The following is a 24,136-nucleotide window of genomic DNA, read 5'->3' on the forward strand; positions in this document are numbered from 1 at the left end:
TACTCGGTCCGGCCCCTTGGGGCCGTGGGTCAGCCCCGGTCCCGGTCCCGGCTCGCGTACCAGGCGGCGATCCGGGCCCGCGAGTCGAAGCCGAGTTTGGTGAGGATGTGGGTGACGTGGTTCTCCGCGGTGCGCTCGGCCATGTGCAGCCGTCTGGCGATCTGCCGGTTGCTGAGGCCGTCCTTGACCAGCGCGGCGACCTCCTCCTCGCGCGGGGTGAGCACGCTCGTGCGGCCGGCCGGTTCCGCCGCGGCGATACGGTCGAGCAGCGGCCGCATGCCGAGCCGCTCGGCGAGGGCGCGCGCGGCGGCGAGGTGCTCGGCGGCGCCGCGCGGGTCCGGGGGCCGGCGCCGGGACAGCACCAGCGCGGTCTCCAGATGCGTCCAGGCCTCGTACGGCGGTGATCCGGTCGCCCGGCAGGAGGCGAGGGCCGCGTGCAGGTGCCGTTCGGCGGCCGGCCGGTCCCCCAGGTAGCCGGCGAGCGCGCCGAGGCAGAGCGTGACGGGGCCGCCCGACGGGTTGTGGGCGGCGGCGGTGACGTGCCGGTCGGCATAGGGCAGCAGCTCGTTGTGGAGCAGCGCGGCCGTGGCGCGGTCGTCGAAACGGACGGCGAGGTGGGCGCTGGTGGTCTGGGCGACGATCCACTCGGGGGCGTGCCGCGGGAAGTCCCGTACGGCCGGGGCGATCGTCCGCCACAGGCCGGCCGCCTCCGCCGTCCTGCCCTGGGCGACGAGGACGTCGGCGAGCCAGCCCGCGGCGAGGAACGGGCCCTCCGCGACGAAGGCGCGCACCCCGGCCTCCACCTCGGGGAATCCGCGGCCGCTGAGCACCGCCAGGTGGGAGCGGAAGACCAGGTCGAGGAAGGCGGCGCCCTCGTGCCCGCCGCGCCGGCCGATCGCCAGGGCCCGCTCGGCGAGGTCGCGGGCGTCGTCGAACCGGCCCTCGTACAGGGCGAGGCAGGCGCGGACGCGCAGCAGCCGCCACTGCCACAGAGGCTCTTTCATCCGGGCGACCAGGTCGCTGAACGCGGCGAGTTCGGCGTCGAGCTGGACCCGGCGGCCCAGTTCCCAGAACGCGTCCATGCGCCAGGCGTGCCCCCAGGCGGTGGGTTCGGCGCGGCCGGTGTCGCGGCCCAGGCGCAGGGCGCGTTCCCCGATCGCCAGGCGTTCCAGCACGTGCCGGCCGTCGACCAGGGCCGTGTGCCGGGCCTGCAGCGCGAGGAACAGCGCGTCCGGGTCGCCGCAGGCCTCGGCGGCGAGCAGGGCGCGGTGGCTGGTCTCGGGGGCGCGGGCACCGGCGAAGGGGTCGAGGGTGGCGGCGGACTGGGCGAGGAGGCGGGCCCGCCGTACGGGGTCGTCGTCGCCGAGGAGGGTGAGCGCGTCCTCGCTCAGGGCGTGCAGCTCGGCGGTGAGCGGGGAGTTGGTGATGCCGCGCACGACGGTGGCCGCGTCGGCGACGACTCTCGCGTCACCGGCGGCCCGGCCCAGGTCGGCGGCCTCTTTGCAGGCCCGCCAGGCCTCGTCCACGGCCCCGGACCGGAATGCGCACCGGGCCAGTTCCAGCAGCAGGTCCGGGCGTTGCGCCTCGCCCCCGTCGACGAGGGGCAGCAGGCCGAGCGCCTGCCGGTACTGGAACGCGGCGTGTTCGTGGGCGAGTTGGGCGCGGGCCCGGTCCGCGGCGGCGCGGGTCGCGGCGAGCGCGTCGGCCCCGCCGGTGAGGGGGGCGGCCTGGCGCAGGTGGTGGGCGACGGCGTCCGGGGAGCCGCCCGGTGCCGCGGCGAGGGCGGTGGCGGCCCGGGCGTGCAGGCGGCGGCGTGCGGTGGAGGGGAGTTCGGCGGCGAGGACTTCCTGGGTGAGGACGTGGGCGAACCGGAAGGTGTGCCCGTCCAGGTCGGTGACCAGCTCGGCGGCGACGGCCGCGTCGAGGTGGTCGAGCAGGGCGTCGGGGGTGCCCGCCGTCAGCGCGGCCAGCAGGGGCAGCGTGAACTCACGCCCGAGCACGGAGGCCTGACGCAAAGTCAGGCGTACGTCGGGGTCCAGCCGGCCGAGCCGGCGGCCGACCGCCTCGCGGACCGTGGCGGGCAACCGCCCCGGCAGCACCGCACGGCCCGGCATCCGGGGGGCGTCCTGTGCCAGCCGCAGCATCTCCAGCACGAACAGGGGGTTGCCCTCGCAGCGTTCGCGTACGACGTCCAGCAGGTCCTCCTCCGGGGTCCGGCCGAGGGCCCGCTCGGCCAGCACGGCGACCTCGTCCGGCGCCAGCGCCCCCAGGGCCAGGGTCCGCGCCGCGCGTTCCCGTCCCACGGCGCGCAGCACGGCCTCCGCCTCCGCGTAGGAGAACGGCTCCCTCCCCCGGTACAGCCCGACGAGCAGCACCTTGTCGTCGGCCAGCGCGGACGCCGTCCACTGCAGCAGCCGCAGTGAGGCCGCGTCGGCCCAGTGGAGGTCGTCGAGCACGACGAGGAGGGCGGCGGGTCCTGCCGCGGTGCGCAGGGTCTGGGTGACGGCGTCGAAGACCTGGTACCGGGAGCGGTCGTCCGGGGCGGGCGCGGTGAGGTCCGCGGTGGCCGGGCCGGGCCGCAGGTCGGCGAGGATCTGCACCCACGGCCGGTACGGGGCCGTACCCTCCCCCTCCAGGCAGGCGCCCCACGCCACCCGCGCCCCGCGACGGCGGGCCCGGCGGGCGAGCGCGTGCGCGAGGGCCGTCTTGCCGGCGCCCGCCTCCCCTTCGACGAGGACGAGCCCGCCCCGGCCGTCCCGCGCGTCGTCCAGCCGTCGCTCCAGCACCGCCAGCTCACGGCCCCGGCCGACGAGATCGTCCTCGGTCACGTTCCCAGCCTAGGGTCCGGGCGGCGATCGTACGCCCGCTCGGCAGGGCCCGTCGGCATCGCCGCAGGCACCGTCCTTTACCTCCGCTTAAACCTCTTGGGTCTCCTGTGACATACTCGGCGCCGCTCGTAGCACAATCGGACCGGGGGGCCGCGTGGAGACCGTTTCCCTGCAGGCCCCCTATCTGGACACGGCCGCAGACCAGCTCTGCTTCTCGCTTGAGCTCGCCGAGCGCCCGGCGCTGGCCGAGCGCCGGGTGGCCGTGGGCGGGCTGGACGTACGGCTGAGGCTGCTCGGCGCCTCGCACCAGGTGTTCGCCGGGCCCGTGCGGGAGACCGTGGCGTGTCTGCAGAATGCCGTCACCGGTCTGCCCCCGGCGTACACCCGGGAACTGCCGGGCTGGCAGTACCGTTTCAGCGCCCGTACCCGATGCCTGGCCCCGGCGGCGTTCGCCGATCGCGTGGCGCGGATCCTCAGCCGGGTGGCCGACTGCGAGCACGCACTGTGCGGGGTGTTCCCCGGTTCGCCCCAGGCCCTGACGGCGGTGCTCGTCGAGCCGGTGGCCGACGCGTCCGCCGCGGGCCTGGCCTGGCGCACCTGGCACACGTACCCGCAGCACGGCCAGATCGTATCGACGTACACGCGGCTGGAGGCCCGATGAACAGCGCCCGACTCGTCCGTGGAGCGGTGGCCGCCGTGCTGGCCGCGGTGTTGCTCACCGCTTGCTCCAGCGACGGTGAGAACGGCGTCCCGCGCAGCTGGATCCGCGACAAGTACACCTCGAACGGGGGCGGCTGGGTCGACCCGGACAGTACGCCGCCGCAGGTGGCCGACGCGATACACCGGCACCGCGCCGCGCTCGACCGGGCCTCCGGCGACCGCTCGGAGTTCCTGCGCTACGGCGACGACATGGTGACCGTCTCGCCGTACGGCAAGGGCAGCCTGATCTCGATCGAGGACTACCGCAACGGCTACCACCGGCACCACCAGCACCTGATCAACTGGCCCAGCCCGGACAGCCAGAGCTTCCGCGGCGGCGGCCCCGGCGAAGGCAAATGACGCCGTCACCCGCCTGCACCCGACCCCGATGACGCACCCGATCCCGATGACGCACCCGAGAAAGGCAACCCAGTGACCGAGATCTTCCAGTCGGCCGGCCAGGCCCTGCTCTACGGAGTGGTGGGCCTCGCCGTGATGGCCGTCGGCTTCGTCGCCCTGGACCTCGTCACGCCCGGCAAGCTCTTCCACGTGGTGTGGACGGACCGCAACCGCGGCGCGGCCGTTCTGCTGGGCAGCCAGTCCCTCGCCGTGGGGCTGGTCATCATGGAGGCCATCCAGGCCAGCGAGTCCGAGGAGGGTCTCTGGCAGGGCCTGTTCAGCACTCTGCTGTACGGGCTGGCCGGCGTGCTGGTGATGACGGTGGTCGGCATCGTCATCGGTCTGCTGACGCCGGGTCAGATGGGTGCTGTCTGCCTCGACGACCGGGACGACCGGCCGCACCCCGCCGCCTGGGTCCAGGCCGGCATGTACCTCGGCACGGCCTTCATGGTCGGCGCCGCGCTCTCCTAGGCCGGGCGGTATGAGCGTCACCTCCGTGGACGAGCGCGACAGCGCCGTCCCCTCGCGCGCCCCGGCCCCCGCCCACGGCCGGGGGGCGCGGTTCCTGCTGCTGTTCGCCGTCTTCCTGTGCGCGGCCTGCGGCCTGGTGTACGAGCTGGCGCTGACCGCGCTGGGCAGCTACCTCATCGGCAACTCGGTCCTGCAGACGTCCGTGGTCATCTCCGTGATGGTCTTCGCCATGGGCGTCGGCTCCCTCGCCGCCAAACCGCTGCGCCGCCGGGCGGTGGGCGCGTTCGCGCTGCTGGAGGGCGTGCTGGCGCTGGTCGGCGGGCTGTCCGTGCTGGCGCTGTACCTGGCCTTCGCCTGGCTCCAGCTGTACATGCCGGCGATGATCTTCGTGGCGCTGGTGGTGGGGGTGCTGATCGGCGCGGAGATACCGCTGCTGATGACGATGCTCCAGCGGATCCGGCGGCAGGAGGCGGGCAGCGCGGTCGCCGACGTGTTCGCGGTCGACTACATCGGGGCGCTGGTGGGCGGACTGTGCTTCCCCCTGGTGCTGCTGCCGACCTTCGGCCAGCTGAAGGGCGCGCTGGTGGTCGGCGCGGTCAACGCGGTGGCCGGGGTCGTCGTCGTGGTGTTCATTTTCCGCCGGCAGACCCGGCGGGTGGTGCGGGCCGGGCTGCTGGCGGGGGTGGCGGGGGTGCTGGCGGTGCTGGGCACGGCGTATGTCCTCAGCGACGACATCGAGGTGACCGCCCGTCAGCACATGTACGCGGACCCGATCGTGCACGCCGAGACGACCGCGTACCAGGAGATCGTCGTCACGCGGTCCACGGCCTTCACCGGCGATCCCGACATCCGGCTCTTCCTCAACGGCGACCTGCAGTTCAGCTCCGTCGACGAGTACCGCTACCACGAGTCGCTGGTCCATCCCGCGCTGTCGGGGCGGCGCGGCAACGTGCTGATCCTCGGCGGCGGCGACGGGCTCGCGCTGCGCGAGGTGCTGCGCTACCCGGACGTGCGGCACGCGACGCTCGTCGAACTGGACCCGGCGATGACGCGGCTGGCGCGGGACTTCGGACCGCTGCGCAAGCTGAACCACGGGGCGTTGAGCGACCCGCGGGTGCAGGTGGTCAACGCGGACGCGTTCACCTGGCTGCGCGGCGCCCGGCAGCAGCGCTACGACGCGGTGATCATCGACTTCCCGGACCCGGACACGCCGGCGCTGGCGAAGCTGTACTCGGTGGAGTTCTACCACCTGCTGCGGCAGGTGCTGACGCCGGACAGCCGGGTGATGGTGCAGAGCGGGTCGCCGTTCTTCGCGCCGAAGACGTACTGGTCGATCGTGACGACGATCGAGTCGGCCGGGTACGCGACCACCCAGTTCCAGGTCGACGTGCCGAGCTTCGGCAACTGGGGCTATGTGCTGGCCGCCCCGGGCGGCACCGCTCCCCCGCCCCTGCGGCTGGCAGCAGACGCCCCGCACCTGCGCTATCTGGACGACGCGGTGCTCCGGGCGGCCACCGTCTTCCCCGTCGACCGCCGCCGCGTGCGGGTACGCCCCAGCACGCTGATGGACCCGGCCGTGCTGGACTACGTCCTGGACGAGTGGCGCAACTACTGACCGACGGGCGGCCGCCGCCTCCCCCGCCGGGGGCCGTTCAGGCAGTGACCGGCAGCTCGGGCCGCCGGCTGCCCGGGGTGAGCCCGGCGCCTTCAGCGGCGGCGAGGGCCGCGGCGGGCCTGACGTACCGGGCGTCCTCCAGCCACTGCAGGACGGCGCCGAGCCCGTCCTCGCCGACGCGCCCTTCGAAGGCGGCGTCGAGCAGGGCGTCCAGCTGCGGCGTGAACTCCCGCGCCACCTCGCCGTCGTCGCCGACCCGCTCCCAGACGCGCTCGAAGAGCCGCTCCTCCACGTCGTAGGGCGAACCGGTGACCTTGGCGCCGCGGTCCGGCGGGCAGGAGGCGTACGACCACTCGTCGGCGCCGTGCTCCCACCAGTAGCAGAACGCGATCCGCTCGGTGAGGCCGGACCAGTCGCGGGGCAGCCAGCCGGGCGCGCCCGCCAGCAGCTCCGCCGGGTCGCGTTCCTCGCTGTAGTCGACGTCGAACCCCGTGACGACCGCGCGGCCGCCCGCGAGCCGGACCAGCTGCCAGTGGGTGCCGCTTCCGTCGTCGTACTCCAGGCAGGCGCCCGCCCGCCGGTAGCCGAGGCCGGGGCCCCCGCCCTCCTCCAGGGCCACCGCGAGGCTCCCCACCACCCAGGTGTGGTCGGGCGGCGGGGGCAGGTGACGGCCCCGATCGGCCATCAGGCGCGGTCCTTCCACTCCTGGACGAGGAGACCGAGGATCACCTCGTCGAGGAACTCGCCCAGCACCCACGCCGAGGAGCGCAGGACGCCTTCGCGGACGAAGCCGTTGTTCTCGGCGGCGCGCAGCATGGCGTGGTTGTCGGCCAGGGTCTCGATCTGCAGCCGCTGCAGGCCGCGGACGACGAAGCCGTAGTGGCAGAGCACGGCGACCACGTCGGTGCCGTAGCCCTTGCCGCGGGAGGACGGGAGCAGGCCCAGCCCGATGTGCGCGGACCGGTGGTGGGAGTCGATGCCCCACAGGGTGGCGGTGCCGACCAGTTCGCCGCTGTCGAGGTCCACCACGGAGAAGGGGACGACGCTGTCCACCGTGTCGTCCACGACCAGCCGCGGGTCCTTCGTGCCGGGCGTGATCGGCCGCCAGGGCCGGGCCTCGGCCCGCGATCCGTTGACCGGGTCGTCGTAGAGCTCGGCCCGCAGGACCGGGATGTCGTCCTCGTGCCGGGCCCTGAGCCCGACCTTGCCGCCTTTGAGCATGCGAGATTCCTATCGGACCGGCTCGGCTCGCGGCAAACGATTACGGGTGTGCGGACGAGGCGGCCGGCCGCGTCCAAGCGGGCGGGCCGGCCTCTATGGCCGACCCGCCCGGGATCCCTTACGGGAAGGTCAGCTTGAAGCCGTTGATGTAGCCGGTGTCGTACGTGGCCCGGTCCTGGACCCGCAGTTTCCACGTGCCGTTGGCGGTCTCGGACGAGGCGTCGACGGTGTAGGTGGTCTGGACGTTGTCGGCGGAGTCGGAGGACGAGAACGGCTTCAGGTTGTAGACCGTGCCGTCGGGTGCGACGAGGTCGACGACGAGGTCACCGCGCCAGGTGTGCACGATGTCGACGCCGACGGCGAGGTTGTTCGGGGCATTTCCGGTGATGCCGGTGACGTTCACGGAGGTGGTCACCGCGGCGCCGTTGTCCGGGATGGCCACGTCGGTGGTGTTCTCGAAGACCTTGCCCGCCGGCGGGGTCGTGGTGCCGGAGGTGAGGGTCCAGATCGCGTGGGCGATGGCGTCGCTGTTGCGGTCAAGCGCGGTGTCGTTGATGTTGGCGGTGGTGTCGCAGGAGGAGTGGTAGCAGCGGTCGAAGGCCTGGCCGGCCGTGCCGCCCCACTTCTGTGCCTGCGCGGAGGTCTTGGTGTAGTCGGCGCCGGTGAACAGGCCGCCGACGGGTATGCCCGCGTTCTTGAAAGGCGCGTGGTCGGAGCGCCCGTCGCCCTCGGTCTCGATCTCGGTGGGGATGCCGAGACCGGCGAAGTAGTCCTTGAAGGTCTTCTCGATCGTGGGGTCGTCGTCGTAGACGAAGTAGCCCGGGTTGGGCGAGGCGATCATGTCGAAGTTCAGGTAGCCCTTGATCTTCGCGCGCTCGGTGGACGACAGGTTGTTCACGTAGTACTTGGAGCCGACGAGGCCGAGTTCCTCGGCACCCCACCAGCCGAAGCGGAGGTGCTTGGCGGGCTGGTAGCCGGTGCGGGCGACGGCGAGCGCGGTCTCCAGGATCGCGGCCGAGCCCGAGCCGTTGTCGTTGATGCCGGGCCCGGCGGTCACCGAGTCGAGGTGCGAACCCGCCATGATCACCTGGTCGGGGTCGCCGCCGGGCCGGTCGGCGATGAGGTTGTAGCCGGTGCTGCCGTTGTACGTGAACTGCTGCAGGGTCGTGGTGTAGCCGGCCGCGTCGAGCTTGGCCTTCACGAAGTCGATGCTCGCCCGGTAGCCGCTGCGGCCGTGGGCGCGGTTGCCGCCGTTGGCGTTGGCGATCGACTGGAGGTCGGCGAGGTGCTGCTTGACGTTGGCCACCGGGATGTCGGGCGCCGCGACGGCTGCCGGCTCGGCGGCGGTGGCTGCGGGGACGGCACCGGCGAGCAGCCCGGCGAGGGCGAGGCCGGCGACCGCGAGGGCACGGTGACGAGTGGGGAGATTCATGTGGGGCTCCGTGATTCCGTACGGGGATGGGGTCCGGAACGTGCGACACGCCCCGCGGTGACGGTGGGGCGGGGCGTGCTGGAGCTGTGCGGTTCATGTGCGGGGATGTGCTGTGCCTGGTGCGGTGGTGCGAGCTGAATGGTCGGGGAGAGTCTGACTTGTCGTCAAGAGCGATATCCGGGCGAGCGTGTTCGATCACCGAACGCGGGGAACCGGGAGACGGCGGACGGTGTGGGACATGGCCCCCCACTGGATCCCGCACCCCTTCGGCCACATGAGGACCGCGTGCAACATCCACTGCTCCTCACACGTCAACGAGGTGAGGGGATGTTCTCGACCGCCCCTCGCCCCGAGGACAGAGGGAGTGCAGGAGTGATCGACACCGTGTTCCGCAGCGAGGACGCCCCCGCGAGCGAGCGGTTCGAACGCTGGCGGGAGTTGATCGACCGGAGCCGGGCCAACGAGGCGACCAGCGTCCATGTCGACGACTTCCGCGCGGAGTTGCGGGTGCTGGAGCTGGGGCCGGTGACGGTGTGGCGCAGCTCCTTCTCCCCTGCGCACTTCCGGCGCAGCGCGCGCAGGGTGCGGCAGTCGGACACCGAGGTGTACCACCTGTCGCTGTTGACGGAGGGCGAGCTGACGCAGAGTCACGAACGCGGCGGGTCGGCCGCCATAGGGGCGGGCGGGCTTCTCGTGGACGCCAGTTGGCAGGCCTGCGAGGCCCTGGCGTCCGCGTCCCCGTCCGGGCCGGCGGCGGACGGGGAGCCGGGTGTCGTGGCCGGCGTGGGGGTCGACCTGCCCAAGTCGCTGCTGCCCCTGCCCCAGGGGCAGGTCGACCGGCTGCTGGGACGCGAGTTGTCGGTGCGCGACGGTACGGGTGCCCTGCTGGCCGACTTCCTGTGCGGGCTGCACCGGCATGCCGGCACCCTCCGGCCGGCCGACGCGCCGCGCCTCGGCACGGTGACGGCCGACCTGGTGTCCGCCTTCTTCGCCCACGCTCTGGAGGCCGAGGGCGCCCTGCCGCCGGAGTCCCGCCACGAGGTGCTGGTCAGACGGATCCGCACGTTCATCCGGCAGAACCTGCCCGATCCGGAACTGACTCCGGGCGTGGTCGCCGCCGCCCACCACATCTCGGTCAGCCACCTGCACCGCGTCTTCACCCGGCGCTCCCGGGGCGAGACGGTCGCCGCGTGGATCCGTTCCCAGCGGCTGGAGAAGGCCCGGGACGATCTGGCGAACCCGTCGCTGCGCGCGCTGCCCGTCCACGCGGTCGGGGCCCGCTGGGGACTGCCCCGCCCCTCCGACTTCACCCGCGCCTTCCGGACCGCCTACGGGCTCGCCCCCAGCGAGTACCGCCGGCAGGCCCTGGGCGAGCACGCCGGGGACTCCTGACCCCGGCCGGCGACACGAGACGGATCGACAAGGCGACGGATACGCGGTGACAACACCGCCGGACGCGGATCGGGCATTCTCGCCGTGCGCCGATTCAGGTGCCGCACATGCCATCCGAGGAGGATGTTTGTCCACGCAAGAGCCGAAGCCCAGCTCGTCCGTGTCCGCGTCGGCGTCCGGGAGGGTGTGGCTCATCACGGGCGCCACGTCCGGCTTCGGCCGGAGCATCGCCGAGGCCGCGCTCGCGGCCGGTGACACGGTCGCCGCGGCGGCCCGCCGCCCGGCCGCACTGGACGACCTGGCCGCGACGCATCCCGAGCGGCTGCTCCCGGTCGCCCTGGACGTCACGGACGCTGCCGGCATCGACGCGACGGTCGCCGACGTCGTCGCGCGGTACGGCCGTATCGACGTCCTGGTGAACAACGCGGGGCGGGGCCTCGTCGGCGCCGTCGAGGAGACCGGGGACCAGGAGCTCCGGGACCTGATGGAGCTGCACTTCTTCGGGCCCGCGCGCCTCACCCGCGCCGTCCTGCCGCACATGCGCGCCCGGAAGTCCGGCGCGATCGTGCAGATGAGCAGCATGGGCGGCCGGCTGTCCTTCCCGGGGGTCGGCGCCTACTCGGCGACGAAGTTCGCCCTCGAAGGTCTGACGGAGGCGCTCGCCGCGGAGGTCGCCCCGTTCGGGATCAAGGCGCTGATCGTCGAGCCCGGTTCGTTCCGCACCTCGTTCGCGGGCGGCGGGGCGCTGCAGCAGACCGCCGAGATGCCGGAGTACGCCGAGACGGTCGGCGCCGTCCGCACGGGGCTGCCGGAGAGCGACGGCAAGCAGGCCGGGGATCCGGCGAAGGCGGCCGCCGCCATTCTGAAGGCGCTGGACAGCGACACCACGCCGCTGCGTCTGGCCCTGGGCAACGACGCGGTCGACGCGATCACGGCCCACGCGGAGGCGGCCCGGGCGGAGGCGCTGGCCTGGGAGAAGGTCAGCCGCGGCACCGACTTCGACGCCTGACCACATGAGTGCCGGCAACCGCGTGCCATAACCTCGTACACGGGACGTCGGATGTCAGGTGTCAGGTGTCAGGGGAGTCCATGCCGAGGAGGCCGTCGGTGCTCGGACGGGACGCGCGGTTGCTCGCGGGTGCCCTGATCGTGGCCTGCCTGGCGCTCGTCGGCGCGAGTACACCCGGCGGCGGCCTCATCGCCAGGGCGCTGCCCGCCGACGCCGTCAGGCACGTCGTGCCGAACCGGGTGGCGACCTGGAACCTCTGCAACCCGTGCGAGACGAGCAACGCCGACCAGGCGGCGGAGCTGGCCGCGTACGCGCCGCAGGTCATCGCCGTTCAGGAATCGTGCGAGCGGGACGTCGAGCGCATCCGGGACTATCTCGAGTTCCGGTACGGGCTGGTCTACCACGTCGCCTACGGCACGGTCCTGCGGGACTGGGGCCGCTGCGGCGGACTGCCGTGGCACCCGGGCGGCTACGGCCAGGCGCTGCTGTCGGCGGCGCCGATGACGGACGTCGTCCGGGCCGAGTACCCCGACGGCGGGTCGGAGGACCGCGGGTACATGGCCGTCACCACCACGGTGGCCGGCCGGTCCGTGCGGGTCTTCAACACGCACCTCGCCCAGCGGCGCCAGGAGACGGTCCGGGCGGCCCAGATCAAGGTGCTCGCGGCGGTGGTCGCCCGGTACGACCGCGCGATCGTCCTCGGCGACTTCAACGCCGTACCCGACGCCCCCGAACTCGCCCCCATGTGGGCCCTGGCCTCGGACACGGACCCCGAGTGCCGTCCCGTATCCACCGGCGCGTGCCGGCCGACGACCGACTGGCTGAGCAAGTTCGACTACGTGTTCCTGCGGGGCCTGACCCCGCTCGCACACCGGGTCCACCGCACGTCGTACTCGGACCACGACCTGGTCCACGCCGACCTGGCCTGAACACGCCGTCGTTCACCATTCCGGGGCAGCGAGCGGATCATGTGACACCTAGGCTGCCGCGATGGAGATCAACGACTACGACGGTTTCGCCGAGGCCTACGCCGCCGAGACCGAGAACAGTCTGGTGAACGCCTACTACGCGCGGCCCGCCATGCTGGACCTCGCCGGTGATGTCGCCGGGCGGCGGGTTCTGGACGCCGGGTGCGGGTCGGGGCCGCTGTCGGCCGCGCTGCGGGAGCGGGGTGCCGTCGTCACCGGGGTCGACGCCAGTGCGGGGATGCTGGCGCTGGCCAGGCGGCGGCTCGGTGAGGACGCGGACCTGCGCCGGGCGGACCTGCGCGATGCGCTGCCGTTCGGGGACGGTGTCTTCGACGACGTGGTCGCGTCGCTGGTGCTGCACTATCTGGAGGACTGGGGGCCGACGCTGGCCGAGATGCGGCGGGTGCTGCGGCCCGGCGGGCGGTTGATCGCCTCGGTGGACCATCCGTTCGTGGCCTACACCATTGAGGAGCCCCGGCCCGACTACTTCGCGACCACCGGTTACACCTTCCACTGGGCCTTCGGCGGACGGTCCGTGCCGATGCGGTTCTGGCGGAAGTCGTTGCAGGCGATGATTGATGCCTTCGCCGCGGCCGGATTCCGCCTTTCCGTCATCAGCGAGCCGCAGCCCGATCCGGCCGCCCGAGAGCTGTTTCCGGACGGCTTCCGCGAGTTGTCGACCCGGCCCTGCTTTCTGTTCTTCGTCGTCGAGGTGCCCGCCTAGGCGGTGCGGGCGGGACCGTCCGCGGCATTGACGGGTACATGGCCGCACCCCTATCGTCTCGTCGATTCTCCGAACGGCGTTCGAAATACGGAACACAGCTTGCCCCCTTCCGGGGTGCGAGCCTGAGCCGAAAGGATCCCCATGTCCTCTTCCGTCAGCAGACGCCGCCTCCTCCAGATCGCCGGGGCCGGCGCCGCCGCGGGTGCCGTCGGGCCGCTTCTCGGCGGATCCGCCGCCCGGGCGGCCGTACCGGCGGTCCGTGCCGACACCGGAGTGCTGGCCTCCCCCTTCGAGCTGGGTCAGGTCAGGCTGACCGCGAGCCGGTGGCTGGACAACCAGAACCGCACCCTGAGCTATCTGCGGTTCGTCGACGTCGACCGGCTGCTGTACACCTTCCGCGTCAACCACCGCCTGCCGACGAACGGCGCGGCCCCGGTGGGCGGCTGGGAGGCACCCGACTTCCCCTTCCGCAGCCATGTGCAGGGGCACTTCCTCACCGCCTGGGCTCAGGCCTACGCCGTCACCGGGGACACCGTCTGTCGGGACAAGGCCCTCTACATGGTGGCGGAGCTGGCCAAGTGCCAGGGCAACGACAGTGCCGCCGGCTTCGGCGCGGGATACCTGTCGGGCTACCCGGAGTCCGACTTCGCCGCGCTGGAGGCGGGCACGCTGTCCAACGGGAACGTGCCGTACTACACGATCCACAAGACCCTCACCGGCCTGCTGGACGTGTGGCGGTACCTCGGCAGCACGCAGGCCCGGGACGTGCTGCTGGCCCTCGCGGGCTGGGTCGACCGGCGCACCGCCCGGCTGAGCACGGCCCAGATGCAGGCCGTGCTAAGCACCGAGTTCGGGGGCATGAACGCCGTTCTGACCGACCTCTACCGGCAGACCGGCGACACCCGCTGGCTCAGCGCCGCCCAGCGCTTCGACCACGCCGCCGTGTTCGACCCGCTGGCGGCGGGCCAGGACAGGCTGGCCGGGCTGCACGCCAACACCCAGGTACCGAAATGGATCGGGGCCGCCCGCGCGTACAAGGCGACGGGCAGCACCCGCTACCGGGACATCGCCACCAACGCCTGGAACATCTGCGTCGGCGCGCACACCTACGCCATCGGCGGCAACAGCCAGGCCGAGCACTTCCGCGCCCCGAACGCCATCGCCGGCTACCTCCGGCAGGACACCTGCGAGAGCTGCAACACCGTCAACATGCTCACGCTCACCCGGGAGTTGTTCACCCTCACCCCGGACCGGGCGGCCCTGTTCGACTACTACGAGCAGGCCTGGCTGAACCAGATGATCGGCCAGCAGAACCCGGCCGACCCCCACGGCCACGTCACCTACTTCACCCCGCTCAACCCCGGCGGCCGGCGGGGCGTCGGCCCGGCCTGGGGCGGCGGCACCTGGAGCACCGACTACACCACCTTCTGGTGCTGCCAGGGCACGGGCCTGGAGATGCACACCCGACTGATGGACTCCGTCTACTTCCAGGCCGGCACCACCCTGACGGTGAACCTGTTCGTGCCCTCGGTCCTCACCTGGACCCAGCGCGACATCACCGTCACCCAGACCACGTCGTACCCGGCGAGCGACACCACGACCCTGCGCGTCACCGGCTCCGTCGGCGGCACCTGGGCGATGCGCGTCCGCATCCCCGCCTGGACCAGCGGCGCCACCGTCAGCGTCAACGGCGTCGTGCAGAACATCGCCACCACGCCCGGCAGTTACGCCACGCTGACCCGGGCCTGGACCTCCGGCGACACGGTCACCGTCCGCCTGCCCATGCGGACCGTCCTGCGCCCGGCCAACGACAACCCGAACGTCGCCGCGATCACCCACGGCCCCGTCGTCCTGTCCGGCAACTACGGTGACACCGCGCTCGGTTCGCTGCCCGCGCTGGACACGTCGTCGATCCGGCGGACCAGTTCCACCGCGCTGTCCTTCACGGCAACGGCGAACGGCTCGACCGTCGCCCTGGGCCCCTTCCACGACGCCCACGGCCACAACTACACGGTCTACTGGAACACCGGTTCCGTCTCCTCCGTCCGCCTCGCCAACGCCGCCAGCGGGCTCGTCCTCGGCATCCAGGACATGTCCACCGCCGACGGCGGCCGCGCCCTGCAGTGGAGCGACTCGGGCACCGCCGACCACGACTGGGAGATGATCCCCGACGGCGACGCCGTACGCCTGCGCAACGTCCACAGCGGCAAGGTGCTCGGCGTGCGGGACATGTCGACGGCCGACGGCGCGACCGTCCTGCAGTGGTCGGACAACGGCACCGCCGACCACCGCTGGGTCCTCCTCGACCAGGGCGACGGCACCTTCAAGATCCGCAACGTGAACAGCGGGAAGCTGCTCGGCATCGAGAACGGCTCCACCGCGATGGGCGCCTTCGTGATGCAGGCCCCGGACGACGGCAGTCCCGACAACCGGTGGCGCGTCCTGCGCTGACGCCCGCCCCCGCACTGGACGACGCATGAGGCCGTGCCGCCGGATCGGGCGGCACGGCCTCGGAGCGGACGGCGCGTGGGTGGCGCCGGGCGGAGGTCAGGCCCAGGGCGAGGTCACGACCCAGCTCGTGTCGTCGGCCCAGGCGGTGGCGCTGTCCCAGTCGTGGGAGCCGCCGTGGCTCGCCGCGTAGACGCCGTAGTTGTAGTGGCGTACGAAATCGCTCGGGTAGTTGGCCGAGCGGAACGAGACGCCCTGCCCGTTGTGGCTCGCCTGCGGGCAGAACGTGGCGTCCAGCCTCGCCAGCGCGCTGCTGTCGATGGCGTCGACGCGCAGCCGGAAGTCGTAGTGGCGCAGGTACTGCCCGGGCTTGTCGGCCGACTCGAAGGAGACGCACGAGGCGTCGCCCAGGCCGCGGCGCACGATCCAGGTGGCGGCGGCCTTGTCGGCGGAGGAGCTGGAGGAGGAGACGGTGCCGATCGCGGCGTTGGTGTCGGCGGTGTTGTGCCGGAGGTAGGAGGTGGTGCAGCAGGAGGTGGTGGCCCGCAGCGAGACCCGGGACCCGACGGTGGACGCGCCCGCGAGGGCAGGGGCCGCATAGCCGACCGAGGTGATGTTCGCCTGTACGGCGTTCTCGGTGGCGTCCGACGGGAAGCCGGAGGTCATCACGCCCTCGTAGAACGTGCCGGCGGAGCCGTTGCTGTTGTCGCCGCCGATGCCGAGGATGATGGCCCCTTCCTTCTTCATCGGGTTGTAGCCCGACGCGTTGGGGCGCGCTCCGTCGTAGTAGGTGGACAGGCCGCCCGACTGGCCGTTGCCGGCCCGGATCGCCCAGTGGTTCGGGCCGCCCTTGACGAGGGCGGTGAGGAACCGGTGGCTGACGCTGGGGTTGCCCGCGTTGTAGCCCGGGTTGACGCCGGAGAACAGGCCGTTCTCCAGGTCGGCCATGACCCAGGGGCCGTTGCCGGTGCCGTAGCCCCACACCTTGATGTTGCCGAAGTAGATGGCCTCCATGGTGCCGTTGCCGTTGTCCCGGCTGTTGGTCTCGGCGTTGCCGTAGTCGAAGCAGCAGCCGCCGTTGTAGTGGGTGCCGTCGAACAGGGCGTACATGCCCTCCGGCTGGTCCCCGGTGGCGATGCCGTTCGTGCTGTTGTCGCGGTAGCCGGTGCCGGGCGCGACGAAGACGCCGTACGCCTTGTGGCCGCCCACGGTGACGGGGGCTGCGGACGCCTCGGCGAGGTTGTCGTACCCGCCCGCGGCCGGGCCCTGGAAGCCGCCGGGCGGCGCCTGGGTGAGGTGGTTGCCGCGGCCCGACTGGTCGTAGAGGACGGTGATCAGACAGCTCGTGCCCGCACAGAAGGAGTCCTGTGCGGCGGCGTCGGCGTAGCCGCCCGCGCCGAGGACGCCGATGTCCCGCGTGGCACCGTCCGAGGCGCGCCTGACCTGGTAGAGGCGGCCGCTGTAGGCGGAGTACAGGGCGCGGGTCGTGCTGTGCGCGGCGACGCAGGGGGTGCCGCCGGCGGCGTACAGGTCACAGGGCAGGGAGCCGGCGGCCGCGGCGCTGCTCCCGGCGGAGGCGCGGCCGCCCAGCAGGGCCGTGGCCATGGCGAGGACGAGGGCGAGCAGCGCGAGGGGCCTGACCCGGGTCAAGCGGGTCGGTGTCAGGGACATGGGACTCCTTACGGTCGACGGTCATGCGCATGACAAGCATCGAGCCATTCTGTCCGTCATTTCGAACATTGGTCGTATTCACGGACGGAGTCTGATGATAGGAAGTACCGGACGCCTGTCAACAGATCGCGCACAGAGGGGATCTCTCCGAGATGCAGTGGACGACCCAGGTCGAGATCGAGGCTCCGCCGGAGAACGTGTGGCAGGTCGTCTCGGACGTGGAACGCTGGCCCGACTTCCTTCCCACCGTGCGCCGCGTCGAGCGCCTCGGCGGCGAGGAGTCGGGGCCGGGTTCGCTGTTCCGCGTCAGACAGCCGCGGATGCCGGTGCTGACGTGGCGGATCACCGAATGGACGCCCGGCCGGTCGTTCACCTGGCAGACGACCTCCGGCGGTGTGACGACGACCGCCACGCACGTGATCGCGCCCCGCGACGGCGGCAGCACCCTCACGCTCGGCATCGACCAGACCGGGCTCGCGGCGCCCCTCGTCGGCCTCCTGACGGGGCGCCAGACGCGGCGCTACGTCGAGCTGGAGGCGACGCACACGAAGCGGCGCGCCGAGCAGTCGGCCTGACGCCCACGGGTGCCGGTCGGGGGCGCCGCGGCGGGGGCAGCCGTGAGCGGTACAGCCGTGAGCGGGACAGCCGTCACTCGCCCGCCAGGAAGGCGGCCACCAGGGCGCTCGCCTGCGGACGGCACTCCTCGAAGTAGGCGTGCCGGGCGCCCGGGAAGACGTGGGTGCGCGCGTCCGGGATGCGGGAGGCGAGCAGGGGCACGTTGCCGGCGGGGGTCATGCGGTCGTCGGCGCCGTGCAGGATCAGCGTCGGCGCGGTGATCCGCGGCAGCGCGTCCCACGCGTCGTGCCGGTCACTGGCCCGCAGGTGGCCGCGGCGGGCGTGCGGCGCCATGGCCGGGTCGCCGAGCGTGCGGTACGGCCCCGGGTGCGAGGCACGCCAGCCGGGCGAGTACATCAGGTCGACGAGGGCCTTCACCACCGCTCTCCTATCGGCCTGCCCCAGGGCGCGCCGCACCGACGCGTCACGCTCCAGCGCCTCCGGACCGCCGGGTGAGGTGCAGCCGAGGACCAGCCGCCGCACGCGGTCCGGATGGTGCACGGCGACCCACTGGGCGACCCGTCCGCCCATCGACGTGCCGTACACGTCGGCGCGTTCCACGCCGAGCGCGTCGAGGACCGCGATGACGTCCTCGGCGAACTCCGGTGTGGAGTAGCCCGCTTCGGGAGCGCCGCTGTCGCCCGTGCCCCGGTAGTCGAAGGTGATCGTGCGATGCGTCGCGTGGAAGTCCGCCCGCGCGTCGTCCCACCAGTGGTGGTTGTTCGCCTGCCCCGGCAGCAGCACCAGCGGGAACCCGCTGCCGAGGTCCTGCACCGCGAGAAGCGTGCCGTCGAAGCCGGGGACGCGGTGTCCGCTCTGTGACATGAGCCCAAGTCTTCATCATCTACGGCTACTTCATGGCACCGGCCGGGCGATCGGGGTCAGGACGCGGCTCGTTAGGGTGACCCCGTGACTGACGACACCGCGGACCGACTGGACCGCTTCCGTGCCGAGGCGGCGTCCCGGGGACTGCCGGCGGACGACGTGGAGGGCTGGATACGCGCGGCGCTGCTGCCGGCGGTGTATCTGGCGGAGGGCGGTGACGGACCCCTCGTGGCCCGGGTGGGGGGCGACCCGCTGCTGCCGCGGGGCGTGCCGGAGCCGTCGGAGCCCTTCGTCGCCTCCGTCGACCTCGCGGCGCTCCCGCCGGGCGCCACCGGGCTCCCCCTCCCCTCCGACGGCCGGCTGCTCTTCTTCGCCGGCACCGAGGCGGGCGTCGCCGAGGGGCCGGTGGCCGACGCGGTGCTGTACGTCCCCGCCGGAACGCCGGCCGGCCCGCGCCCCCTCGCCCACAGCTGGCGCAAGCCCTATCAGGACCGGGAACTGCGCACCCACTGGCACCAGTCGAGCGCCCAGATGCCCGAGAGCTACGCGCTGGACACCTGGGGCGACTTCCCCGAGGACGAGCAGTTCGACCGCGCCGAGGAACTCGGCGACGCCTGGTCCGACCTGGGCGGCTACCGGCCGCCCTGGACCCTGCAGATCGGCGGCCACCCGGTCTCGCCCCAGAGCGACCCCGTCCACGACGCCCGCGACACCGGCGGCGGTGACTGGATGCTGCTGGCCAGCTGGAGATGCGGCGACGACGTCACGGAGCTGGACTCCGGCGTGGCCCACTGGGTGATCCGCCGACGCGACCTGGCGGCCCTGCGGTTCGACCGGGTCCACCGCTCCGTGGAGATGGCCTGACGGTCGCGGGTCGGCGCGGGCCGGGCGAGGCGGTGGGCCGGGCCGGGGTGGCCGGGACGCTCGGGGCGGGCGGCGGGGTCCGGCGCGCTCATCGGCGGTACGCGGTGGCGGCGACCGCGGGCAGCAGCGCCAGGGCGAGGGCCCCGCAGGTCAGGGCCAGGACGGGATAGCTGGTGGCGGCCACCATGATCCCGGAGGTCATGCCGCCCGTCGCACCGGCGAGGGCGATGGACACGTCGACCAGGCCCTGCGTCCTGGCCCGGGTGGCCAGCGGGACGGCGCCGGTGATGATCGCGGTGCCGGAGACGAGGCCCTGGTTCCAGCCGAGGCCGAGCAGGGCCAGGGCGAGCGCGAGGAGTCCGACGGAGTCGCCGGGGGCGAGACCGGCGAGGACGCCGGAGGCCAGGAGGGTGAGGCCGGAGGCGGCGGCGATCCTCAAGGGGCCGTGGCGGTCGACGAGCCAGCCGGTCAGCGGCGACGGCAGGTACATGGCGCCGATGTGCACGGCGATGACCAGGCCCGAGGCGGCGGTGCCGTGGCCGTGCTCCCGCATGTGGACCGGCGTCATCGTCATCACGGCGACCATGACGAGCTGGGTGAGCACCATGACCAGCGCGCCGAGGACGACGCCGCCCCTGCCGTACGACGTGCCGACGGCGTCGGGCTCGACGCCGGTGCCGGTGCCGGCCTCGGCGTCCTTCGCCTCGGCCAGGGTGCGCGCGAGGAGCAGCGGGTCGGGGCGCAGCCGTACCGCGAGGACGAGCGCCGCCAGCGCGTACGCGGCCCCCGAGAGGAGGAACGGCCCGGCGAGGGCGGGTATCCCGAGGTGTCCGGCGAGCGCGCCCGTGGGGGCGGCGAGGTTGGGGCCGGTGACGCCGCCGAGCGTGGTGGCGACCAGGACGGTGGAGACGGCGCGGGCCTGGTGGCCGGGCGCGGCGAGGTCGGCGCCGGCGTACCGGGCCTGGAGGTTGGTGGCCGTTCCGGCGCCGTACACGAACAGGGCGGCGAACAGCAGGACGGGGTTGTCGGCGACGGCGGCGGCGACCACGCCCGCGCTGCCGACGGCGCCGGTCAGGTACCCGGCGGTCAGGCCGGGGCGTCGGCCGCGGGCCTGCGAGACACGGCCCACCGCCACGGCGGCGAGCGCGGAGCCGGCGGTGAACAGCGCGCTGGGCAGCCCGGCGAGGCCGGTGGAGCCCAGCATGTCCTGTGCGAGGAGGGCCCCGACGGTGACCCCGGCCGCGAGTCCGGCCCCGCTGAGGATCTGGCTCATGACCAGCACGGTGAGCGTGCGGCGCTGTGCCTCCGGGCGGCGGGACCGATCGGTGGCGGCTGGGCCGGGGCTGGTCACGGAGTGGCTCTCTCTTCCGGTGCGCGGGTCGGCTGACGGCTGGGGCGAGTGCCGGCGGACGGCTCTCGGGTACCTCGCCCTCCCCCTGTGTGACCCGTCCGCCCGTAGAGGATCATGGAGAATGAGCGCGCGGGCAATGGCCGTGCACATCGCAGCGGCTGCGGCTGTCGCATCGCCATGGCGCGGACCGGGCGGACGGGCGCGCAGCAGGAGGGCACAGCAGGATGGTGAGCGGCGACACCTCGGCACTCGACGATCCGGTGGGCGAGTCCCTGCGGGGGCCGCACGCGCGTCTGGGGCGGCGCCTCGGGCGGGCCGCCACCTATCTGCCGCACGTCGCCACCTTCTCGGCCGTACCCGCGGACGCGGACGAGGCGGACTGGGCCTGTCTCGCGCGGCTCCTCGGTCCCGGCGCGTTCGCCGACATGTTCAGTTGCCCGGCCCTGCCTCCGGCGGGCTGGGAGCCGGTCTTCACCCTGGAGGGCCGGCAGATGATCCTGCCCGCCGGCAGCCGCCCCGCCGCCCTCGCGCGCGGCGCGGCCGGCACGGACGTGGTCGCGCTGGGTCCGGCCGACGTGCCCGAGATGCTCGATCTCGTCGCCCGGACCGAGCCGGGCCCGTTCCGGCGGGGCACCCGCGAACTCGGCACGTATCTCGGCATCCGCGAGGGCGGCAGGCTGATCGCCATGGCGGGCGAACGGCTCCGCCCGCCGGGGTGGACGGAGATCAGCGCCGTCTGCACGGCCCCGGAGGCCCGTGGCCGCGGTCACGCGGCCCGGCTGGTCGACGCCCTCGTCGCCCGCGTCCTGGCCCGGGGCGATCGGCCCTTCCTGCACGTCGCCGAGGCGAACACCGGCGCGGCAGCGCTCTACGAGCGGCTCGGCTTCGTGAGCCGGAGGCGGGTGACCTTCCGCGGCTTCCGCACGCCGGACGCAGCCTGAGGCGCGGTGGGCCGCCCTGCGGCGGCGCGCGGCCGGCTGGGCGCGGCTCGCACGGGGGCTCCGGACGGTACGCCGGGCCGGTCGTCGTGCGGCTCGGAGCGGGGCGGCGACCCGTCCTCGACCTCGGCCCGGACGGGCCCGGGACCGGGTCAGACCCGGCTCGCGGCCTCGCTGTCGGGGTAGAGCGCGAAGACCTGGTCGAGGCCCACGATGCGCAGGATCCGCAGGGTGTTGGCGGGTACGGCGGCGAGCGCGGCGTCCGCCCCGGCCGCCTGGGCGTGGGTGCGGGCGGCGATCAGCGCGGTGATGCCGCTGGAGTCGCAGAACGTCAGACCGGCGAGGTCCAGGACGAGGCGGCGGCCGGACTCCAGGGTGAGGGTGGGCAGCAGGTCCCGCAGCCGGGTGGCGTTGGAGTAGTCGAGTTCGCCGGTGATCTCCAGGACGGGACCGGCGGTGGTGTCGGTGACGGTGATGTTCAGCGGACTCATCATGTGCGGCTCGGGGTCGGGGCGGGGGCGGGGACGCCCAGGGCGAGGAGGGCGGTGTCGTCGTCGAGGCCGTCGCCGAAGCCGGCCAGCAGGTCGGTCAGGGCGTGGACGAGGGCGTCCGGGGCGTCGCCCGCGTGCGTGGTGGCGAAGGCGAGCAGGGCGTCGTCCCCGTACAGGCTGTCGCGGCTGGTGCCCGTGCGGGCCTCGGTGAGGCCGTCGGTGTAGAGCAGCAGGGTGTCGCCGGGGCCCAGGACGGTGCCGGTGGTGGCGAACCGCGCGCCGGGCAGGGCGCCGACGAGGAAGCCGCCGGGGGTGGGCAGGTAGTCGGCGGTGCCGTCGGCGCGCAGCACCAGCGCGGGAGGGTGGCCGCCCGAGGCGAGGCGCACGGTGGCGTGTCCGGAGACGGGATCGGGGTCGACGGTGCCGAAGATCGCGGTGCAGTAGCGGGGGTCGCCGGTCCCGGTGTACCGCTCGTGCAGGACCGTGTCGAGGGTCGTCAGGGCGGTGACGGGGTCGGACTCGTGCAGGGCGGCCGCGCGCAGGGTGTAGCGGGTCAGCGAGGTCACCGCGGCGGCTTGCGGGCCCTTGCCGCACACGTCGCCGAGGAAGAAGGCGAAGCGTTTGCCGTCGAGCGGGAAGACGTCGTAGAAGTCGCCGCCCAGCCGGTCGGGAGAGGCCGTGTGGTAGTGGGCGGCCGTGGACATGCCGGGTATCGGGGGCAGGTCGGCGGGGAGCAGGGACTGCTGGAGCACCGCGAGGGCCTCCTGCAGCCTGGCCCGGTCGGCCTCCGCCTGCCGGCGTGCCTCTTCGGCCTGTCTGCGGGCCTCCTCCGCCTGCTTGCGGGCCTTCTCGGCCTCCTTGCGGCCGCGCAGGAGTTCCTCCTCGTAGGCGCGGCGGTCGCGGGCGTCGAAGAGGGTGGTGCGGATCAGTACGGGCTCGCCGGTGCTGCCGTGTTTGACCGCGGAGGACACCAGGACCGGCATGCGTACGCCGTCGCTGCGCTTCACCTCGAGGGCGATGCCGCTGATCTCGCCCTGCATGCGCAGCAGCGGCGCGTAATGGGTCTCGTGGTACAGCTTGCCGCCCACCGTGAGCAGGTCGGTGAACCGCATACGGCCCACGACCTCCGCGCGGTCCCGGCCGAGCCAGCCCAGCAGCGTGGCGTTGATCTTGGCGATGGTCCCGTCCATCAGCGTGGACAGGTATCCGCAGGGAGCGCTGTCGTACAGCTCTTCCGCGCTGTCCTCCAGCAGCGCGGCGAAGGCGGCGTCGGTCCATGCCCCCCGGCCGGAGTCGTGGGGGTCGGGCTGCTGCCCTGTGCGGCACATCACCGCAGGCCGGCCAGGAACGCGGTGATCGCCCGGTTCGTGGCTTCGGGCGCGGACAGGTGCGGGCAGTGGCCGGTCGCGTCGAGCGTGACCAGGACGGAGCCGGGGACGGCCTGGTGGACGAAGGCGCCGACCTCGCGAGGGGCGATGGCGTCCTGGGTGCACTCCAGGACGAGCGTCGGCACGCGCACGCTCTTGAGGTCCTGCCGGCAGTCCGACAGGAACGTGGTGCGGGCGAAGACGCGGGCCATGTCGGGGTCGGTCGCGCAGAAGCTGTTCTTCAGCTCCTCGCCGAGTTCGGGCCGCTCCGCGTTGCCCATGATCACCGGGGCCATGGCCGCGGACCAGCCGAGGTAGTTCGCCTCCAGGGACTCCAGGAGTTCGTCGATGTCCTCGGCGCTGAAGCCGCCCCGGTAGCCCTCGTCGTCGATGTACCGCGGGGAGGGCGCGACCATCACCAGCGCGCCGATCCGCTCCGGGGCGAGGTCGGCCGCGAGGACCCCGGTCATGGCGCTGACCGAGTGGCCGACGAACACGGCGTCGCGCAGGTCGAGGGCCTCGCACACCTCCACCACGTCCTGGGCGTAGCCGTGCAGGGAGGAGTAGCGGTCCTCCGTGAACGCGGACAGGTCCGAGCGGCCGGAGCCGACATAGTCGAACAGTACGACCCGGTGGTCCTCGGCCAGCGCGGGCACGGTCAGCCGCCACATGTTCTGGTCGCAGCCGAACCCGTGCGCGAGCACCACCGGCCGTCCGTGGGGGTTGCCGGTCTCGGTGATGTTGTTCCTGCGCCTGACGTCCATACCAGCCAGTCTCTCAGGTCGGGCGGCACGGCGATCGGTCGGGC

The 24,136-nt window shown here is 73.2% G+C and carries 22 protein-coding genes; 12 read left to right on the plus strand and 10 right to left on the minus strand.

The features are described from left to right. Nucleotides 1-29: 29 nt before the first annotated feature. Nucleotides 30-2,828, minus strand: a complete 2,799-nt coding sequence (locus IE308_RS10555) for an ATP-binding protein (protein ID WP_190217662.1) — start codon at nt 2,826-2,828, stop codon at nt 30-32. 154 nt (nt 2,829-2,982) lie between these two features. Here IE308_RS10555 and IE308_RS10560 point away from each other — a divergent pair, with 154 nt between their 5' ends. From IE308_RS10560 to IE308_RS10575, 4 genes are all read left to right on the plus strand, one after another. Then, complete coding sequence (locus IE308_RS10560; RefSeq protein WP_190217663.1) at nt 2,983-3,489, plus strand: DUF2617 family protein; 507 nt, start codon at nt 2,983-2,985, stop codon at nt 3,487-3,489. Next, nucleotides 3,486-3,887, plus strand: a complete 402-nt coding sequence (locus tag IE308_RS10565; RefSeq protein ID WP_190217664.1) for a DUF4247 domain-containing protein — start codon at nt 3,486-3,488, stop codon at nt 3,885-3,887. The genes IE308_RS10560 and IE308_RS10565 overlap by 4 nt, the downstream gene beginning before the upstream one ends. 72 nt (nt 3,888-3,959) lie before the next feature. Further along, entirely contained in the window at nt 3,960-4,397 is a 438-nt protein-coding gene (locus tag IE308_RS10570) for a DUF350 domain-containing protein (RefSeq protein WP_110626106.1), read from the plus strand. A gap of 10 nt (nt 4,398-4,407) precedes the next feature. Then, a complete protein-coding gene (locus tag IE308_RS10575) occupies nt 4,408-6,012 on the plus strand; it encodes a polyamine aminopropyltransferase (protein ID WP_190217665.1) in 1,605 nt (534 codons plus the stop codon). A gap of 37 nt (nt 6,013-6,049) precedes the next feature. Here the strand turns inward: IE308_RS10575 and IE308_RS10580 are convergent, their stop codons facing one another. The 3 genes from IE308_RS10580 to IE308_RS10590 all read right to left on the minus strand — a co-directional run bounded on the left by IE308_RS10580 (nt 6,050) and on the right by IE308_RS10590 (nt 8,665). After that, on the minus strand, nt 6,050-6,697 hold the full coding sequence (locus IE308_RS10580) for a hypothetical protein (RefSeq protein WP_190217666.1): 648 nt from the start codon (nt 6,695-6,697) through the stop codon (nt 6,050-6,052). Then, on the minus strand, nt 6,697-7,233 hold the full coding sequence (locus IE308_RS10585) for a GNAT family N-acetyltransferase (protein ID WP_110626109.1): 537 nt from the start codon (nt 7,231-7,233) through the stop codon (nt 6,697-6,699). Before IE308_RS10585 ends, IE308_RS10580 begins: the two co-directional genes overlap by 1 nt. A gap of 118 nt (nt 7,234-7,351) precedes the next feature. Beyond that, entirely contained in the window at nt 7,352-8,665 is a 1,314-nt protein-coding gene (locus IE308_RS10590) for a M28 family metallopeptidase (RefSeq protein WP_190217667.1), read from the minus strand. Nucleotides 8,666-9,037: 372 nt separating this feature from the next. Between IE308_RS10590 and IE308_RS10595 the strand changes: the two genes are divergently transcribed. From IE308_RS10595 to IE308_RS10615, 5 genes are all read left to right on the plus strand, one after another. Beyond that, on the plus strand, nt 9,038-10,057 hold the full coding sequence (locus IE308_RS10595) for a helix-turn-helix transcriptional regulator (RefSeq protein WP_110626111.1): 1,020 nt from the start codon (nt 9,038-9,040) through the stop codon (nt 10,055-10,057). A gap of 127 nt (nt 10,058-10,184) precedes the next feature. Then, nucleotides 10,185-11,066 carry an oxidoreductase gene (locus tag IE308_RS10600; RefSeq protein WP_229908818.1) on the plus strand — a complete coding sequence of 294 codons (882 nt, stop codon included), beginning with the start codon at nt 10,185-10,187 and terminating at the stop codon, nt 11,064-11,066. Between the two features lie 80 nt (nt 11,067-11,146). After that, nucleotides 11,147-11,995, plus strand: a complete 849-nt coding sequence (locus IE308_RS10605) for an endonuclease/exonuclease/phosphatase family protein (RefSeq protein ID WP_190217668.1) — start codon at nt 11,147-11,149, stop codon at nt 11,993-11,995. A 61-nt stretch (nt 11,996-12,056) separates the two neighbouring features. Continuing rightward, nucleotides 12,057-12,758 carry a class I SAM-dependent methyltransferase gene (locus IE308_RS10610; protein WP_190217669.1) on the plus strand — a complete coding sequence of 234 codons (702 nt, stop codon included), beginning with the start codon at nt 12,057-12,059 and terminating at the stop codon, nt 12,756-12,758. Nucleotides 12,759-12,899: 141 nt separating this feature from the next. Continuing rightward, nucleotides 12,900-15,209: a beta-L-arabinofuranosidase domain-containing protein gene (locus IE308_RS10615; protein WP_190217670.1), complete on the plus strand. Its 2,310-nt coding sequence runs from the start codon at nt 12,900-12,902 to the stop codon at nt 15,207-15,209. A gap of 96 nt (nt 15,210-15,305) precedes the next feature. Here the strand turns inward: IE308_RS10615 and IE308_RS10620 are convergent, their stop codons facing one another. After that, a complete protein-coding gene (locus tag IE308_RS10620) occupies nt 15,306-16,877 on the minus strand; it encodes an alpha-L-arabinofuranosidase B (protein WP_190217671.1) in 1,572 nt (523 codons plus the stop codon). A gap of 152 nt (nt 16,878-17,029) precedes the next feature. Between IE308_RS10620 and IE308_RS10625 the strand changes: the two genes are divergently transcribed. Beyond that, nucleotides 17,030-17,452 (plus strand): SRPBCC family protein, encoded by a 423-nt coding sequence (locus IE308_RS10625; protein WP_190217672.1) that lies wholly within the window; start codon nt 17,030-17,032, stop codon nt 17,450-17,452. Between the two features lie 73 nt (nt 17,453-17,525). Here IE308_RS10625 and IE308_RS10630 read toward each other — a convergent pair whose 3' ends face one another. Further along, nucleotides 17,526-18,317, minus strand: a complete 792-nt coding sequence (locus IE308_RS10630; RefSeq protein WP_190217673.1) for an alpha/beta fold hydrolase — start codon at nt 18,315-18,317, stop codon at nt 17,526-17,528. Nucleotides 18,318-18,401: 84 nt separating this feature from the next. On the opposite strand from IE308_RS10630, the gene IE308_RS10635 reads away from it, so the two are divergent. Further along, nucleotides 18,402-19,181: a DUF1963 domain-containing protein gene (locus tag IE308_RS10635; protein ID WP_190217674.1), complete on the plus strand. Its 780-nt coding sequence runs from the start codon at nt 18,402-18,404 to the stop codon at nt 19,179-19,181. An 88-nt stretch (nt 19,182-19,269) separates the two neighbouring features. On the opposite strand, the gene IE308_RS10640 is transcribed toward IE308_RS10635, so the two are convergent. Next, nucleotides 19,270-20,532, minus strand: a complete 1,263-nt coding sequence (locus tag IE308_RS10640; RefSeq protein WP_229908819.1) for an MFS transporter — start codon at nt 20,530-20,532, stop codon at nt 19,270-19,272. Nucleotides 20,533-20,756: 224 nt separating this feature from the next. Here IE308_RS10640 and IE308_RS10645 point away from each other — a divergent pair, with 224 nt between their 5' ends. Beyond that, entirely contained in the window at nt 20,757-21,473 is a 717-nt protein-coding gene (locus IE308_RS10645; protein WP_190217676.1) for a GNAT family N-acetyltransferase, read from the plus strand. Between the two features lie 149 nt (nt 21,474-21,622). Here the strand turns inward: IE308_RS10645 and IE308_RS10650 are convergent, their stop codons facing one another. The 3 genes from IE308_RS10650 to IE308_RS10660 are packed head-to-tail and all read right to left on the minus strand — an operon-like array spanning nt 21,623 to nt 24,092. Continuing rightward, entirely contained in the window at nt 21,623-21,961 is a 339-nt protein-coding gene (locus IE308_RS10650; RefSeq protein WP_190218269.1) for an STAS domain-containing protein, read from the minus strand. Further along, the gene (locus IE308_RS10655; RefSeq protein ID WP_190217677.1) at nt 21,961-23,289 is read right to left on the minus strand and encodes a PP2C family protein-serine/threonine phosphatase; all 1,329 of its coding nucleotides are present in this window, start codon (nt 23,287-23,289) and stop codon (nt 21,961-21,963) included. Before IE308_RS10655 ends, IE308_RS10650 begins: the two co-directional genes overlap by 1 nt. Next, entirely contained in the window at nt 23,289-24,092 is an 804-nt protein-coding gene (locus IE308_RS10660; protein ID WP_110626122.1) for an alpha/beta fold hydrolase, read from the minus strand. The genes IE308_RS10655 and IE308_RS10660 overlap by 1 nt, the downstream gene beginning before the upstream one ends. Nucleotides 24,093-24,136 lie beyond the last annotated feature (44 nt).

Origin of the sequence: Streptomyces griseosporeus, from assembly GCF_014656055.1 — a bacterium.
GTDB classification, from domain to species: domain Bacteria; phylum Actinomycetota; class Actinomycetes; order Streptomycetales; family Streptomycetaceae; genus Streptomyces; species Streptomyces griseosporeus.